General features: G+C 71.6%; 14 protein-coding genes. 7 read left to right on the top strand and 7 right to left on the bottom strand.

Annotated features, from left to right (window positions below; all coding sequences use genetic code 11):
• Positions 1-2: 2 nt before the first annotated feature.
• The 4 genes from BM051_RS11535 to BM051_RS11520 form a co-directional block, all read right to left on the bottom strand.
• The gene (locus BM051_RS11535; protein ID WP_092530070.1) at positions 3-839 is read right to left on the bottom strand and encodes a crotonase/enoyl-CoA hydratase family protein; all 837 of its coding nucleotides are present in this window, start codon (positions 837-839) and stop codon (positions 3-5) included.
• Entirely contained in the window at positions 836-2,467 is a 1,632-nt protein-coding gene (locus BM051_RS11530; protein ID WP_092530069.1) for an acyl-CoA dehydrogenase family protein, read from the bottom strand. The genes BM051_RS11535 and BM051_RS11530 overlap by 4 nt, the downstream gene beginning before the upstream one ends.
• On the bottom strand, positions 2,460-3,062 hold the full coding sequence (locus tag BM051_RS11525; protein ID WP_092530068.1) for a TetR/AcrR family transcriptional regulator: 603 nt from the start codon (positions 3,060-3,062) through the stop codon (positions 2,460-2,462). Before BM051_RS11525 ends, BM051_RS11530 begins: the two co-directional genes overlap by 8 nt.
• 62 nt (positions 3,063-3,124) lie before the next feature.
• Entirely contained in the window at positions 3,125-4,036 is a 912-nt protein-coding gene (locus BM051_RS11520) for a LysR family transcriptional regulator (protein WP_092530067.1), read from the bottom strand.
• A gap of 73 nt (positions 4,037-4,109) precedes the next feature.
• On the opposite strand from BM051_RS11520, the gene BM051_RS11515 reads away from it, so the two are divergent.
• On the top strand, positions 4,110-4,316 hold the full coding sequence (locus BM051_RS11515; RefSeq protein ID WP_092530066.1) for a hypothetical protein: 207 nt from the start codon (positions 4,110-4,112) through the stop codon (positions 4,314-4,316).
• A gap of 166 nt (positions 4,317-4,482) precedes the next feature.
• Here the strand turns inward: BM051_RS11515 and BM051_RS11510 are convergent, their stop codons facing one another.
• Positions 4,483-4,737 carry a PDDEXK family nuclease gene (locus tag BM051_RS11510; RefSeq protein WP_092530065.1) on the bottom strand — a complete coding sequence of 85 codons (255 nt, stop codon included), beginning with the start codon at positions 4,735-4,737 and terminating at the stop codon, positions 4,483-4,485.
• Positions 4,738-4,853: 116 nt separating this feature from the next.
• Positions 4,854-7,172: a (Fe-S)-binding protein gene (locus BM051_RS11505; protein ID WP_092530064.1), complete on the bottom strand. Its 2,319-nt coding sequence runs from the start codon at positions 7,170-7,172 to the stop codon at positions 4,854-4,856.
• Between the two features lie 151 nt (positions 7,173-7,323).
• On the opposite strand from BM051_RS11505, the gene BM051_RS11500 reads away from it, so the two are divergent.
• Positions 7,324-7,884, top strand: coding sequence for a TetR/AcrR family transcriptional regulator (locus BM051_RS11500; protein WP_092530063.1), 561 nt, complete (start codon positions 7,324-7,326; stop codon positions 7,882-7,884).
• 89 nt (positions 7,885-7,973) lie between these two features.
• On the opposite strand, the gene BM051_RS11495 is transcribed toward BM051_RS11500, so the two are convergent.
• The gene (locus BM051_RS11495; protein ID WP_092530062.1) at positions 7,974-8,513 is read right to left on the bottom strand and encodes a YbhB/YbcL family Raf kinase inhibitor-like protein; all 540 of its coding nucleotides are present in this window, start codon (positions 8,511-8,513) and stop codon (positions 7,974-7,976) included.
• Positions 8,514-8,707: 194 nt separating this feature from the next.
• On the opposite strand from BM051_RS11495, the gene BM051_RS11490 reads away from it, so the two are divergent.
• The 5 genes from BM051_RS11490 to BM051_RS11470 all read left to right on the top strand — a co-directional run bounded on the left by BM051_RS11490 (position 8,708) and on the right by BM051_RS11470 (position 14,075).
• Positions 8,708-9,424 (top strand): DUF4097 family beta strand repeat-containing protein, encoded by a 717-nt coding sequence (locus BM051_RS11490; protein ID WP_092530061.1) that lies wholly within the window; start codon positions 8,708-8,710, stop codon positions 9,422-9,424.
• A 397-nt stretch (positions 9,425-9,821) separates the two neighbouring features.
• Positions 9,822-11,693: a molecular chaperone DnaK gene (dnaK, locus tag BM051_RS11485; protein WP_092530060.1), complete on the top strand. Its 1,872-nt coding sequence runs from the start codon at positions 9,822-9,824 to the stop codon at positions 11,691-11,693.
• A 53-nt stretch (positions 11,694-11,746) separates the two neighbouring features.
• Positions 11,747-12,418: a nucleotide exchange factor GrpE gene (grpE, locus tag BM051_RS11480; protein WP_243859448.1), complete on the top strand. Its 672-nt coding sequence runs from the start codon at positions 11,747-11,749 to the stop codon at positions 12,416-12,418.
• Between the two features lie 32 nt (positions 12,419-12,450).
• Positions 12,451-13,632: a molecular chaperone DnaJ gene (dnaJ, locus tag BM051_RS11475; protein WP_092530059.1), complete on the top strand. Its 1,182-nt coding sequence runs from the start codon at positions 12,451-12,453 to the stop codon at positions 13,630-13,632.
• The gene (locus BM051_RS11470; RefSeq protein ID WP_092530058.1) at positions 13,632-14,075 is read left to right on the top strand and encodes a heat shock protein transcriptional repressor HspR; all 444 of its coding nucleotides are present in this window, start codon (positions 13,632-13,634) and stop codon (positions 14,073-14,075) included. The genes dnaJ and BM051_RS11470 overlap by 1 nt, the downstream gene beginning before the upstream one ends.
• The last annotated feature ends 52 nt before the right edge of the window (positions 14,076-14,127 follow it).

Genomic DNA, 14,127 nt, shown 5'->3' with positions numbered 1-14,127 from the left:
CGTCACTCCTTCCGCCGCGAGCCGTAGTCGCCGAAGGGCGCGTCGCGCTCGCGCACGGCCTGCCGGAACCCGGCCTCCATCGCCCTGCCGACGAACGCCCGCCCCTCCTTCGTGTGCCGGGCGACGCCGTCGAGAAACGTGCCGAGCGTCCGGGACGAGGCGAAACCCATGTTCTCCACGGTCTGGTTGCACAACAGCTTCAGCATCTCCAGCTGGTTGCCGGGCAGCATGGCCATCCGCCTGGCGAGGCCGAACGCGTGCTCGGTCAGTCGGTCGTCCGGCACGCACTCGCCGATCAGCCCGATCTCCGCGGCCGTGCGCGCCGGGATCTCGTCGCCGGTGAGCAGGTAGCGCTTGGCCTTCTCGAAGCCCATCCGGTACACCCACATCGCCGTGGTCGGGGTGCCCCACACGCGGGAAGGCGGGTAGCCGAACACCGCGTTCTCCGCCGCGACGACGAGGTCGGCGCACAGCACCATGTCGGTCCCGCCGGCGACGCACCAGCCCTGCACCGCGGCGATGGTGGGCTTCGCCGCGTACCACAGCTTCAGGTAGGTGTCGACGAAGCTGGACATCACCCGGTAGTCCATCGCCGAGTCCCAGTCCGACTCCGCGGTGGCCTGGAACTCGGTCGACCAGTCCAGCCCGTAGCCCGCGCAGAACGCCGGCCCGTCGGCGCGCAGCAGCATCACCCGCACCTCGGGGTCGGCGTCGGCCTCGTCGATCGCCGCGGCCAGCGCGTCGCGCAGCTCCGGGGTGATCGTGTTGTACCGCTCCGGTCGGGCCAGGACGATCGACCGCACCCCGTCGGCGGTCTCCGTGCGGATCGGCCCGCTCACCGGTCCACCCGAGCCCTGTCGACGATCGCCGCCGTGTCCATGCCGGCGGGCAGGGTGCCGAACACCAGACCGGTGTCCCCGCCGAGCCGGGTGGCGCAGAAGGCGTCGGCGACGGCCGGTTCGCCGTGCCGCACCAGCAGCGACCCCTGCAGCACCAGCGCGAACTGCTCCACCACCCGACGGGCCCGGTACTGGATGTCGGCGAGGTCGGTCAGCTCCTTGCGCAGCCGGGCGACCGCGTCGTCCAGCCGCGCGTCGGCGCCGGCGACTCGGTCGACCTCGGAGAAGAACGCCTCGACCGACTCCGGCTGCTTCGCCATCGCGCGCAAGGCGTCCAGCGCGGCCACGTTGCCCGACCCCTCCCAGATCGACGCGAGCGGCGCCTCCCGGTACAGCCGTGGCATGCCGGACTCCTCGACGTAGCCGTTGCCGCCGAGGCACTCCAACGCCTCGGCGGCGTGCGCCGGGCCGCGCTTGCACACCCAGTACTTGGTCACCGCGAGCCCGAGCCGGCGGAACGGCTCCTCCGACCGGTCACCGGCGTCGGCCCGGTCGCTCGCGCCGGCCAGTCGCAGGGCCACCGTGGTGGCGGCCTCGGCCTCGACCACCAGGTCGGCCAGGACGTTCGCCATCAGTGGCTGGTCGACCAGCCGGTCGCCGAAGGCCCTGCGGTGGGTCGCGTGGTGCACCGCCTGCACCGCGCCCCAGCGCATGCCGGCCGCGCTGCCGATCGCGCAGTCCAGCCGGGTGTTGTTGACCATCTCGATGATGGTCCGCACACCGCGGCCCTCCTCGCCGACGAGCCAGCCGAGCGCGCCGTCGTACTCGATCTCCGCCGAGGCGTTGGACCGGTTGCCCAGCTTGTCCTTGAGCCGCTGCAGCCGGATCCGGTTGCGGGTGCCGTCCGGCAGCACGCGGGGCAGCAGGAAGCAGGACAGGCCGCCGGGCGCCTTGGCGAGGGTGAGGAACACGTCGGACATCGGCGCCGAGGTGAACCACTTGTGCCCGGTGATGACGTAGGCGCCCTCGGCGGTGGGCTCGGCGGTGGTGGTGTTGGCGCGCACGTCCGAGCCACCCTGCTTCTCGGTCATCGACATGCCCGCGATGAGCCCGCGCTTGCCGCTCGGCTCGCGCAGCCCGTAGTCGTACTCCGGGGCGGCGAGCAGCGGCTCGTACCGCTCGGCCAGCTCCGGGTTGTGTCGCAGTGCCGGCACGGCCGCGTAGGTCATCGAGATCGGGCACATGTGCCCCGGCTCGACCTGCATCCAGACGTAGGCCTTGGCCGCCCTGGCGACGTGCGCGCCGGGCCGGTCGTCCCGCCACGGCGCCGCGTGGATCCCGTTGCCGACGGCCACCCGCATCAACTCGTGCCAGTACGGGTGGAACTCGACCTCGTCGACGCGGTGCCCGTAGCGGTCGTGGGTGCGCAGCACCGGTGGGTTCTCGTTGGCCACCCTGCCCCAGTCCTGCGCCCGCTGGGTGCCGGCGAGCCGGCCGAGCTCGCGCAGCTCCGGCTCGGCCCACCCGGCGCCCTCCCGGTGCAGGCCGGCGAGCAGGGCGGGGTCGGCGGCGAGGTCGTGGTCGACCAGCGGCGGCACCTGGTTGGTGACCTCGTGGGTGTCAGGCATCGGGACCTCCTAGGGCGCGCAGCGTGAACCTGCACAGCGTGGGGATGGCATCGGTGTCGGCGCTCTCCGCGGTGAGCGGGCCGATCAGCACCTCGGCCGCGGCGCCGACCAGCGCGGCGGCGGTGATGTGGGCGTCCTGTGCGGGCAGCACGCCCGCGGCGACGCCGTCGGCGATCCGGGTGGCGACGATGTCGCGGAACGCCTTGCGGAACCGCAGGCGCTCCACTTCGACCGGCGCGTCGACCGGCTCGGCGAGCAGCGCGTAGGCCAGCCGCGGGGCCTTCAGCGCGCGGTTGGCGAAGGTCTCGATGACCGCGAGGATCCGCTCGGGGATGGCGCCGGGCCGCCGCGAGGCCGCGTCGACAGCGGCCACCTCCCGGCTCACCACCTCCCGGAACAGCTCGGCGACCAGCTCGGCCTTGCCGGGGAAGTGCTTGTAGACGCTGCCGGTGGCGACGCCCGCTCTGGTGGCGACCGCGGCCACGGAGCAGCCGGCGTAGCCGTGCTCGGCGAGCTGCTCGATGGCGGCGTCGAGGATCGCCACCCGCTGGCCGTCCAGCCGGGCCTGCACCTTCGGTGTGCGACGATAGGGCATGGCAAGAAGTGAAGCATTGATTCATTGCTTCACACAAGAGCCGTTCTCGAGGGCGGCCGCGCCTACCGGCGCAGGCGGTCCGCCTGGTCGTGCAGTGCCCGCAGGGCGGTGGAGACCGCCGGGGAGGTCCCGGTGCCCCGTCGGACGGCGGTGACCAGCTTGCGGGCCGGGATGGCGGGCCCGGTGATCGGTAGCCGCGCCACGTGGCGGTTGGTCTGCAGCCCGGCGATCCTCGGCACCATCGCGATGCCCAGTCCCTGCTCGACCAGCGCCGCGGCGGCGCGAATGTCGCCGATGTGGTGCGCGGCGGCGGGAGTGAACCCGGCCGCGCTGCACGCGGCGAGCACGTGTTGCCGGGAGGCGCACGGCGGGGTGGGCACGATCCACCGCTCGGTGGCCAGCTCGACCAGCTCCACGGAGGTCCTACCGGCCAGCGGATGGTCGGCGGCGACCATCAGGTCGAACGGGTCGTCGAGCAGGGGGTGCTGCTCGAACCGTGGGTCGGTCGTCGCCGGGCCGTCCGCGACGGCTTCGAGCACGGCGAGTTCGGCGCCGCCGTCGAAGAGCAGGTCGACGCAGTCGCTGACCTCGCCCTCGTGCATCTCGACGGTGAGCCCCGGGTGCTCGGCGTGCAGCCGCGCGGCCGTCGGGGCCAGGACGGCGGCGATGGCCGTCGGGAAGCTCGCCATGCGCAGCACGCCGGTGGGGCTGCCGTCGCACGCGCGCAGCTCGGTCTCGGCCTGGCGCCAGCGCTCCTCGATGGCGTGGGCGTGGGTGAGCAGCGCCCGCGCGGCGGAGGTCAGCCGCACCCGGCGGCCCTGCGGTTCGAGCAGGGTCACCCCGAGCTCGCGGCCGAGTTGGCGGACCTGCTGGGAGGCCGCCGACGGGGTGAGGTGCAGCGACTGGGCGGCCGCGGTGACCGTGCCGTAGTGGGCCACCGCGCGCAGCACGTGGAGCCGGCGTAGATCGATCATGTAGCCGATTCTTCACGATGAAGTCCAGAAATCCAACCTGGACCTGGATGATTTACGCCCGCACCCTGGAGACATGATCCAGCTGACGAGCAACTGCCCCTACTGCGGATGGCCGGACGCGGAGCCGTTCCGGGTCGTGTCCCGGCACCGGACGGCCGAGGGAGAGACGGTGTGGACCCGCTGCGGCTGCGGGTCCTCCCAGGTGCGTTCCGTGGACGAGACCGGGATGCACATCATGGCCCGCAGCCGCCCGCCGCAAGCCTGCCCCGCGGGCCATTGAGCACGGAGAAGGCCGCCTCGCGGGTCGGCGAGGCGGCCTTCCCCGTGTCGAGGAGATGCCGACGTCTCCTCGGTGGCCTGGGGGTGCCGCTGGACCCCTGTCGGTCGGCACGTCGGCGCGGCCGTCCTGCACGCGATTGGGCACAAGCGGTGGCCGTCGCGACGGATCAGGGCTCCAGGAGCTCGATCGGGTCGAACGACAGGGCGAACGGCCGCTCGATTCGGAAGCTCTCACCCGCCATGGCCGACGCGAGAGGTCGGTACTCGGTGCCCTTCAGCTCGTACAGATGCACTTCCGCGGTGTTGAGCCGCCGCATGATCTCCACCCGCATGTAGTAGGGAATGCCGGCGGCGGCGGCCAGGGTGGGCTTGTCCAACCGGTCTCGCCGGCGTGACGATGGCGAGACCAGCTCGACCGGCATCAGCACCTTCTCGGCCGGAAAAGCGGAACAGGGGCCCGCCTCCGCCCGCCGCTGACGCGGGAAGGCCACCTCGCCCGCGTCGATCGCGCGCGAGGTGGCCTTCCGTTGTCGAGTGGCTACTTCTCCTCTTCGGCCTGTGGGGTGCCGCTGGGCACCGTGTCGGTCGGCACGTCGGCGCGGCCGTCGGCCTCCGCCTCGCCGCCGATCTCGGCCGGGCCGTCCTCCACCGAGGGCGCCCCGGCCGCCACGGCGACCGGCTGCCGCGGCGCCCGCTTGACCGCCGACAGCAACAGCTGCGACACGTCGACCACCTCGACGTTCTCGCTGGCCTTGCCGTCGTTCTGCCGCGCGGTCACGCCGTCGGTGAGCATCACCCGGCAGAACGGGCACCCGGTGGCGATCTTCGACGGCGCGGTGCCGAGCGCCTCGTCCACGCGCTCGACGTTGATCCGCTTGCCGATCTTCTCCTCCATCCACATCCGCGCCCCGCCGGCGCCACAGCAGAAGGAGCGGTCGGCGTGCCGCGGCATCTCGCGGAACTGCGCGCCGGAGGCACCCACCAGCTCGCGCGGCGCCTCGTAGATCTTGTTGTGCCGCCCCAGGTAGCACGGGTCGTGGTAGGTGACGTCGTCGGCGATCGGCGCCACCGGCACCAGCCGCTTCTCCCGCACCAGGCGGTTGAGCAGCTGGGTGTGGTGCACCACCTGGTAGGTCCCACCCAGCTCGGGGTACTCGTTGGCCAGCGTGTTGAAGCAGTGCGCGCAGGTCACCACGATCTTGCGCTCGCGCGCCGGTCGGTCCTCGAACACCGAGTTCAGCACCTCGACGTTCTGCTGCGCGAGCATCTGGAAGAGGAACTCGTTGCCGGCCCGCCGCGCCGGGTCGCCGGAGCAGGTCTCCTCCGGCCCGAGCACGACGTACTTCACCCCGGCGATGTGCAGCAGCTCGGCCACCGCGCGGGTGGTCTTCTTGGCTCGGTCCTCGAACGCGCCCGCGCAGCCGACCCAGAACAGGTACTCGGCGTCGCCCAGCTCACCGTCGAAGACCGGGACCTCGAAGTCCAGGTCGTCGGCCCAGGCCAGCCGGTCCTTGGCGTTCTGCCCCCACGGGTTGCCCTTGTTCTCCAGGTTCTTGAACATCCCGTTCAGCTCGGTCGGGAAGTTCGACTCGATCATCACCTGGTACCGGCGCATGTCGACGATGTGGTCGACGTGCTCGATGTCCACCGGGCACTGCTCGACGCACGCGCCGCACGTCGTGCACGACCACAGCACCTCGGGGTCGATCACCCCGTTCTCCTCGGGCCCGCCCACCAGCGGGCGCTCGGCCTCGGCCAGCGCGAGCACGTCGATCCCGGCGTGCGGGTCGTCGCCGGTGAGGCCGACCTCCTCGCCGGTCATGTCCTTCTTCCCGCCGGCCAGCAGGTACGGCGCCTTGGCGTAGGCGTGGTCCCGCAGCTGGGTGATCACCAGCTTGGGAGACAGTGGCTTGCCGGTGTTCCACGCCGGGCACTGCGACTGGCAGCGCCCGCACTCGGTGCAGGTGGTGAAGTCCAGCCAGCCCTTCCAGCTGAAGTCCTCGACCCTGCCGGCACCGAAGACGTCCTTCTCCGGGTCGGCCTCCTCGAAGTCGATGGGCTCGCCGCCGCTCATCATCGGCTTGAGCTTGCCCAGTGCGGGGCCGCCGTCGGCCTCCCGCTTGAAGTAGATGTTGAAGAACGCGGTGAACCGGTGCCACGCGACGCCCATGTTGATGTTCGAGGCGATCACGATGACCCACACCATCGCGCTGACGATCTTGAAGAACGCGAACAGCGACACCGCGGCGTAGCTGGCCGGCAGCACCCCGCCGAGCAGGTGGGTGACCGGCGCCGCCCACGCCGGCACGTCGAGCATCCCGGACGACTGCTTGAACGCCCGCAGCCCCACGATGCCGACGCCCTCGAGGATCACCACCGCCTCGACGAAGTACGCCTGCCAGAAGTTCGAGCCGGCGAACCGCGACTGCCGCTCGGCCCGGCGCGGGTGGTTCAGCTGCCGGATGATCACCAGCGCGACACCCGCGACGATCGTGGCCAGGCCGAGGAACTCCACCACCAGGTTCCACAGCGCCCACCCACCGATGATCGGGAAGTGGAACGGCGGGTAGAACACCTCGCCGTAGGCCTCGAGGACGCTGAGCGACAGACCGATGAAGCCGACCATCACCAGCCAGTGCGCGATGCCCACGTGGGTGAGCTTCAGCATCTTCGTGTGCAGCCCGATCTCCTTCAGCATGGTGCCGAAGCGGGCGCCGAACGGGCCCTTGCGGCTGCCGTCCGGCTGGCCGAGCCGGATGGAGCGGAGCATGTGGCGGACGGTGCGCGTCACCATGACCACGGCGACGGCGGTGAGCAGCACGCTGATCACGCCGAGCGTGATCTCCAGAGCGCCCATGATCGGGGCCTTTCCGTTCGGGGCTTCGCGGTGGTGTTCGGGAGCCTAACCCGTCCTACTGATGAGTAACCGATGAGCGAAGCCTAAGTCCCCCTGATGTGGTGCACGACTCGGCAACTACTGGGACGATCGTTCCGGTAATCTGGCTCGGATGAAGCCACAGCCGGACGGGCGCCGGGTCCGCGGGGAGAAGCGCCGCGCCGAGATCATCGCCGCCACGCTCCGGGTGATCGAGCGGGACGGCGTGGCCGGCGTGACGCACCGGACGGTGGCCAGGGAGGCCGGCGTGCCGACCACCTCCACCACCTACCACTTCGCCGACCTCGACGACCTGCTCATCGCCACGCTCATCAGCTGCGCCAGGGACATGGCCACCGAGGTCTACTGGATGATCGACCGGGCCCGCTCGCGCGGCAGCGGCGGCGCCGCCGAGGTGGCCAACCTGCTGGCCGAGGCACTCGGCCCGCGCCGGGGCCGGACGATGGCCGAGTACGAGCTGTACCTGCTGGCCTCGCGCCGGCCCGAGCTGCGCCCCGCCGCCCGCCGCTGGCTGGACGTGCTGACCTCGATGGTGCGGCACGACGACGAGGTGGCCTTCCGGGTGTTCCTCGCCGGCATCGACGGGCTGCTGATCCAGGGCCTGATCGACGACGAGCCGCCGACCGCCGAGGAGCTGCGCCCGGTGGTGGACTACCTCCTCCGCCCCCGCTGACCCGCCGCCTCGCTCCGGTGTTCCAGTGCTGCCGGAGGCTGGGAGCGAGGCCGACCCGCGCGGCCCCGCGACCGCGCGGGCCCGGCGGCTCAGCCCTTGTTCTCGTAGACCGGCACGAGCAGCGCCCTGGCCAGGGTGTGCCCGAACATGTTGAAGCCGAGGAACGCCGGTGTCGCGTCGGCGTCGACGTCCAGCGTGTCGACATCGAGGGCGTGCACCGCGAAGAAGTACCGGTGCGGGCCGTGCCCCGGCGGCGGCGCGGCGCCGAGGAACTGGCGGACCCCGCCGTCTCCCCTGAGGGTGACCGCACCCTCGGGCAACCCGGAGCCGCTCGCGTCGCCGGCGCCGGACGGCAGCTCGGTGACCGACGCGGGGATGTCGAACACCGCCCAGTGCCAGAAGCCGCTCGCGGTGGGCGCGTCCGGGTCGAAACAGGTCACCGCGAAGCTCTTGGTGTCGGCCGGGAAGCCCTCCCACGCCAGGTGCGGCGAGCGGTCCTCCCCTCCGGCCCCGAAGATGCCGGAGAGCTGCGCCGTCGGCAGCGTCTCCCCGTCGGCGACGTCGTTGCTGCGCAGCGTGAAGCTGGGCACCGGGGGCAGGAAGTCGTAGGGGTTGGGTGCCTGGGCCATCGATCCTCCTGTCGACTGGCGAAAGCGTGCGCGGCCAAGGCTAGTGCGGCCGGACTCCCGACCGGGCAACAGGCGGACCGCCGGGAGGGTAGGGGAAGCCTCAGGGAGGAATGGGGGGTTCGCCCTGATGCCCTGGCCACGGCCGGGCCTTAGCGTTCGCGGCGGTGGAAAGTTGAGCGGAGGGGACGAAGCCGATGGGAAGGGCCGGGCTGGCGATCGGCGGGGTGGCGATGATCGGGCTGGGGGCGGCCCTCGCGTTCGGGTGGGTCTGGCCCTCCACGGCCGAGGCCACCGCGACGGTGTCGGAGCCGTTCGGCCGGGTGGCGATCGACAACGGCTCCGGCGAGGTCGCGATCCGCGCCGCGGACGTGCCCAGTGCCAGGGTCACCACGCGGTTCTCCTACCGGTTCGGCCGGCCGGACACCTCCTACGAGGTGCGCGAGGGCGAGTTGCGGCTCGGCGACTGCGGCCGGTGGTGCTCGGTGGACTACGACGTCGAGGTGCCCCGCGGCACGAAGATCGCTGGTCGGCTCGGCTCCGGCGAGCTCATCGCCGAGGGCGTCGCGGAGGTGGACGTCGAGGCGTCCTCCGGCGAGCTGACCCTGCGCGACGTCGCCGGACCGGTCCGGGCGCGGCTCAGCTCGGGGGACCTCGCCGGGACGGGCCTGCGTGGCCCGGTGGACGTGCGGGCCTCGTCCGGCGAGGTGCGGCTGGAGGTGACCGAGCCGGTCGACGTGCGGGTGCGGACCAGCAGCGGGGACATCGAGGCGGCCGTGCCCGACGTGCCCTACCGGGTCGAGGGGGCGTCCCGCGACGAGGACCGGCGCATCGACGTGGTGCACGACCCGGCCGCGCCGCGGGTGCTCCGGCTGGACGCCTCCAGCGGCGAGATCCGCGCGCACACCCGCTGATCAGCGGGAATGACACGGGAGCGGGGACATCCATGGGGACGACGGAACGCCGGGTGCTGGCCGGTCCCAGTGACGCCTATCGGGTGAACGTCGAGGCGAACGCGGGGCCCAGGTGCCGAAGGCGGGGTACGTGCTGGAGCTCTAGGCGTCGGCGGGAGATGTGACCGTGCGCACAGCAACCTGCCGGTCGGACTCGGGAACACCGACGGACTCCCCAGCGTTGTCCGCACAGGAATGTTGAGTGATCCCGGCTCAAGTCTGGTTTGACGGGTCGGGGAGGCTCGGGCTAGAACTTGAGCTGAGTGCGCTCAACACAGACGTGACAACGCAAACGTGACAACACAGACGTGACAGTGCGGCTGGACGCAGCTGGACGCAGACATAGGAGGGACCAGCAATGGCGCGAGCGGTCGGCATCGACCTCGGGACGACCAACTCGGTCGTCGCCGTCCTGGAGGGCGGCGAACCGACGGTCATCGCCAACTCGGAAGGTTCGCGGACGACGCCGTCCGTCGTCGCCTTCGCCAAGAACGGCGAGGTGCTGGTGGGTCAGCCCGCGAAGAACCAGGCGGTGACCAACGTCGACCGGACGATCCGGTCGGTGAAGCGGCACATGGGCACCGACTGGAAGACCGAGATCGACGGCAAGCACTACACCCCGCAGGAGATCAGCGCGCGGGTGCTGATGAAGCTCAAGCGGGACGCCGAGTCCTACCTGGGTGAGGAGATCACCGACGCGGTGATCACCGTCCCCGCCTACTTCGAGGACGCCCAGCGGCAGGCCACCAAGGAGGCCGGGCAGATCGCCGGGCTGAACGTGCTGCGGATCGTCAACGAGCCCACCGCGGCGGCGCTGGCCTACGGCCTGGACAAGGGCGAGAAGGAGCAGACCATCCTGGTCTTCGACCTCGGTGGCGGCACCTTCGACGTCTCGCTACTGGAGATCGGTGAGGGCGTCGTCGAGGTTCGGGCGACCAGCGGCGACAACCACCTCGGCGGTGACGACTGGGACCAGCGCATCGTCGACTGGCTGGTGGACAAGTTCAAGGCGTCGCACGGCATCGACCTGACCAAGGACCGGATGGCGCTGCAGCGCATCAAGGAGGCCGCGGAGAAGGCCAAGATCGAGCTGTCCAGCTCCACCACGGCCAACATCAACCTGCCCTACATCACGGTCGACGCGGACAAGAACCCGCTGTTCCTGGACGAGACGCTGTCCCGCGCGGAGTTCCAGCGGATCACCTCCGACCTGCTCGACCGGACCAAGGCGCCGTTCAACAACGTCATTCGCGACGCCAGCATCTCGGTCGGCGACATCGACCACGTGGTGCTCGTCGGCGGGTCGACCCGGATGCCCGCGGTGGCCGACCTGGTGAAGGAGCTCACCGGCGGCAAGGAGCCGAACAAGGGTGTGAACCCGGACGAGGTCGTCGCGGTCGGCGCGGCGCTGCAGGCCGGTGTGCTCAAGGGCGAGGTGAAGGACGTCCTGCTGCTCGACGTGACCCCGCTGTCGTTGGGCATCGAGACCAAGGGCGGCGTGTTCACCAAGCTCATCGAGCGCAACACCACGATCCCGACCAAGCGCTCGGAGATCTTCTCCACCGCCGACGACAACCAGCCGTCGGTGATGATCCAGGTGTTCCAGGGTGAGCGGGAGATCGCCGCGCACAACAAGAAGCTCGGCAGCTTCGAGCTGACCGGCATCCCACCGGCACCGCGGGGCGTGCCGCAGATCGAGGTCACCTTCGACATCGACGCCAACGGCATCGTGCACGTGACCGCAAAGGACCTGGGCACCGGCAAGGAGCAGTCCATCAAGATCACCGGCGGTTCTGCCCTCCCGAAGGAGGACATCGACCGGATGGTCAAGGACGCCGAGGCCCACGCGGAGGAGGACCGCAAGCGCCGCGAGGAGGCCGAGACCCGCAACCAGGCCGAGACGCTGGTCTACCAGACCGAGAAGTTCGTCAAGGACAACGACGAGAAGCTGCCCGAGGAGCTCAAGGGCAAGGTCAAGTCGGCCATCGAGGAGGCGAACGAGGCCCTCAAGGGCAGCGACACCGGCCGGATCAAGGAGTCCATGGAGAAGCTGAACTCCGCCTCGCAGGAGCTGGCCACCGCGCTGTACGCGAACACCGGCGCGCAGGCCGGTGCCGAGGGAGCCACCGGTGCGGGTGCCGCTGGCGGGGCCGCCGGTGGTGACACCGGCTCGGGCAAGGCCGACGACGTGGTGGACGCCGAGATCGTGGACGAGGACGAGAAGAAGTGACCGAGGTGAATCGCGAGAACTCGGCCGGAAACGAAACGGAGGAGCCGCGAGTCGTGGTCCGGGACCGTCGCAAGATCGACCCGGAGACCGGGGAGCTGCGCCGGCCGGCGTCGGAGGAGGAGGCCCAGGAGGTGCCGCCGGTCATGGGCACCGGCGGCCCCTCCACCGGCCCCTCCGCCGGAGAGTCCACTGTGGACGACGCGGTGGCCCCGGCGTCGGACGTCGAGCAGCAGCTCGCCGAGCGCACCGCCGACCTGCAGCGGGTGCAGGCCGAGTACGCCAACTACCGCAAGCGGGTCGAGCGGGACCGGGAGCTGGTCGCCCATGCCGGCAAGGCGTCGGTGGTCAACGACCTGCTGCCGCTGCTCGACGACCTGGAGCGGGCCGAGGCGCACGGCGACCTCACCGGCGCGTTCAAGGCGGTCGCCGACAAGCTGGTGACCGCGCTGGAGCGGGCCGGGCTCGAGTCGTTCGGCAAGGAGGGCGACCCCTTCGACCCGAGCGTGCACGAGGCCGTGCAGCACAGCACCTCGGCGGACGTGTCCGGGCCGACGGTGACCTCGGTGCTGCGGCGCGGCTACCAGTTCGGCGACCGGGTGCTGCGCCCGGCGCTGGTCGGGGTGACCGACCACGAGCCGGCCGGACCGGAGGACCGCCCGGTGGGCGGCGAGCTGCCCGTCGAGGACGTGGTCGGGCAGCGGTCCGATGAGCAGGCACAACAGTAGGAAACGGTCAGCGCGAAGGGAGGGGACGTCCGATGAGCGCGAGAGAGTGGATCGGCAAGGACTTCTATCGTGAGTTGGGCGTCTCCTCCGACGCGACCCAGGAGGAGATCAAGAAGGCGTACCGGAAGCTGGCCAGGGAGAACCACCCGGACGCCAACCCGGGCAACGCCGAGGCGGAGAAGAAGTTCAAGGCCGTGTCGGAGGCCTACGGTGTGCTGTCCGACCCGGCCAAGCGCAAGGAGTACGACGAGGCCCGCCAGCTGTTCGGCGGCGGCGGCGGGCCGGGCGGCTTCGGCTTCCCCGGCGGCGCCGGTGCCCCCGGCGGCTTCGACTTCGGCGACATCTTCGCCGGCGCCGGGCAGGCCGGTGGCGGGCTCGGCGGGCTGGGCGACATGCTCGGCAACCTGTTCGGCCGCCGTGCCGGTGCCGGTGCCGCCGGCGCCCGCGCGCAACGGGGCGCGGACGTGGAGACCGACGTGCGGATCGACTTCGCCGAGTCGGTGCGCGGCGCCACCCTCCCACTGCGCCTTTCCAGCCCGGCCACCTGCGCCACCTGCGGCGGCAGCGGCGCGAAGCCGGGCACGTCGCCGCGGGTGTGCCTCACCTGCGGCGGCGCGGGGTTGGTCAGCCGCAGCCAGGGCGCGTTCGCGTTCTCCGAGCCGTGCCGCGACTGCCGCGGCCGCGGGTCCATCGTGGACGACCCATGTCCCGAGTGCCTCGGCGAGGGGGTCAGCACCCGGACCAGGACGCTGAACGTGCGCGTCCCGCCGGGCGTGGAGGACGGGCAGCGGATCCGGCTGGCCGGGCAGGGCGAGCCGGGCCGGGGCGGCGCGTCGTCCGGCGACCTGTACGTGCGGGTGCACGTGGCACCGCACCCGGTGTTCGGCCGGTCCGGCAACGACATCACGATCACCGTTCCGGTGGAGTTCACCGAGCTGGTGCTCGGCAACACGATCACCGTGCCGACCCTGGACGGCAAGGTCTCGGTGAAGGTGCCGGCCGGCACCGCGAACGCCCGGACCCTGCGGGTGCGCGGCAAGGGCGTGCACAAGCGCGACGGCACCCGGGGCGACCTGCTGGTCACCCTGCAGGTCGTGATTCCCGGCAACCTGAACGGCAAGGCCAGGGCCGCGCTGGAGAGCTACCGCGACGCGGTGGCTGACGAGGATCCGCGGCCCCACATCACGGCGATGGTGCGGGAGCGAGGTGGGTGATGCTCGGAGCGGGACTGCCGGGTGGGCTGCCCCACGGGGCGGACGAGGACACCCCGATGTTCGTGATCTCGGTGGCCGCGCAGCTGTCCGGCCTGCACGCGCAGACGCTGCGGTCGTACGACCGGCTGGGTCTGGTCTCCCCAGGCCGCACCGCCGGCGGCGGGCGGCGGTACTCCATGCGGGACATCGCGATGCTGCGCGAGGTGCAGCGGCTCTCCCAGGAGGAGGGCGTGAACCTGGCCGGCATCAAGCGGATCATCGACCTGGAGAACGAGGTCGAGGCGTTGCGCGCCAGGGTCGCCGAGCTGACCGAGGAGCTGGCCAGCGCCTACGCCGCCGCCGAGCAGGCCGCCGCGGCGGTGCACGCCTCGTACCGCAGGGAGCTGGTGCCGGTGCGCCGGCAGCAGCAGGCGCTCGTGGTGTGGCGGCCGCACCGCCGCTGAACGGCTGGCCCGCACTCCGGACTCGTGCCCGCGCGCCGGCCTCGCCGGCGGG

It is taken from the genome of Amycolatopsis arida (assembly GCF_900115565.1).
GTDB lineage: Bacteria > Actinomycetota > Actinomycetes > Mycobacteriales > Pseudonocardiaceae > Yuhushiella > Yuhushiella arida.
This window is presented reverse-complemented; position numbering and strand designations above follow the sequence as displayed.

Excerpts from the sequence above, each read along its gene's own strand:
- BM051_RS11510 (WP_092530065.1), bottom strand. The coding sequence starts at position 4,737 with ATGCCGGTCGAGCTGGTCTCGCCATCGTCACGCCGGCGAGACCGGTTG.
- dnaJ (WP_092530059.1), top strand. The coding sequence starts at position 12,451 with ATGAGCGCGAGAGAGTGGATCGGCAAGGACTTCTATCGTGAGTTGGGC.
- BM051_RS11495 (WP_092530062.1), bottom strand. The coding sequence starts at position 8,513 with ATGGCCCAGGCACCCAACCCCTACGACTTCCTGCCCCCGGTGCCCAGC.
- BM051_RS11515 (WP_092530066.1), top strand. The coding sequence starts at position 4,110 with ATGATCCAGCTGACGAGCAACTGCCCCTACTGCGGATGGCCGGACGCG.
- BM051_RS11530 (WP_092530069.1), bottom strand. The coding sequence starts at position 2,467 with ATGCCTGACACCCACGAGGTCACCAACCAGGTGCCGCCGCTGGTCGAC.
- BM051_RS11500 (WP_092530063.1), top strand. The coding sequence starts at position 7,324 with ATGAAGCCACAGCCGGACGGGCGCCGGGTCCGCGGGGAGAAGCGCCGC.
- BM051_RS11520 (WP_092530067.1), bottom strand. The coding sequence starts at position 4,036 with ATGATCGATCTACGCCGGCTCCACGTGCTGCGCGCGGTGGCCCACTAC.
- BM051_RS11525 (WP_092530068.1), bottom strand. The coding sequence starts at position 3,062 with ATGCCCTATCGTCGCACACCGAAGGTGCAGGCCCGGCTGGACGGCCAG.
- BM051_RS11505 (WP_092530064.1), bottom strand. The coding sequence starts at position 7,172 with ATGGGCGCTCTGGAGATCACGCTCGGCGTGATCAGCGTGCTGCTCACC.
- BM051_RS11470 (WP_092530058.1), top strand. The coding sequence starts at position 13,632 with ATGCTCGGAGCGGGACTGCCGGGTGGGCTGCCCCACGGGGCGGACGAG.
- dnaK (WP_092530060.1), top strand. The coding sequence starts at position 9,822 with ATGGCGCGAGCGGTCGGCATCGACCTCGGGACGACCAACTCGGTCGTC.
- BM051_RS11490 (WP_092530061.1), top strand. The coding sequence starts at position 8,708 with ATGGGAAGGGCCGGGCTGGCGATCGGCGGGGTGGCGATGATCGGGCTG.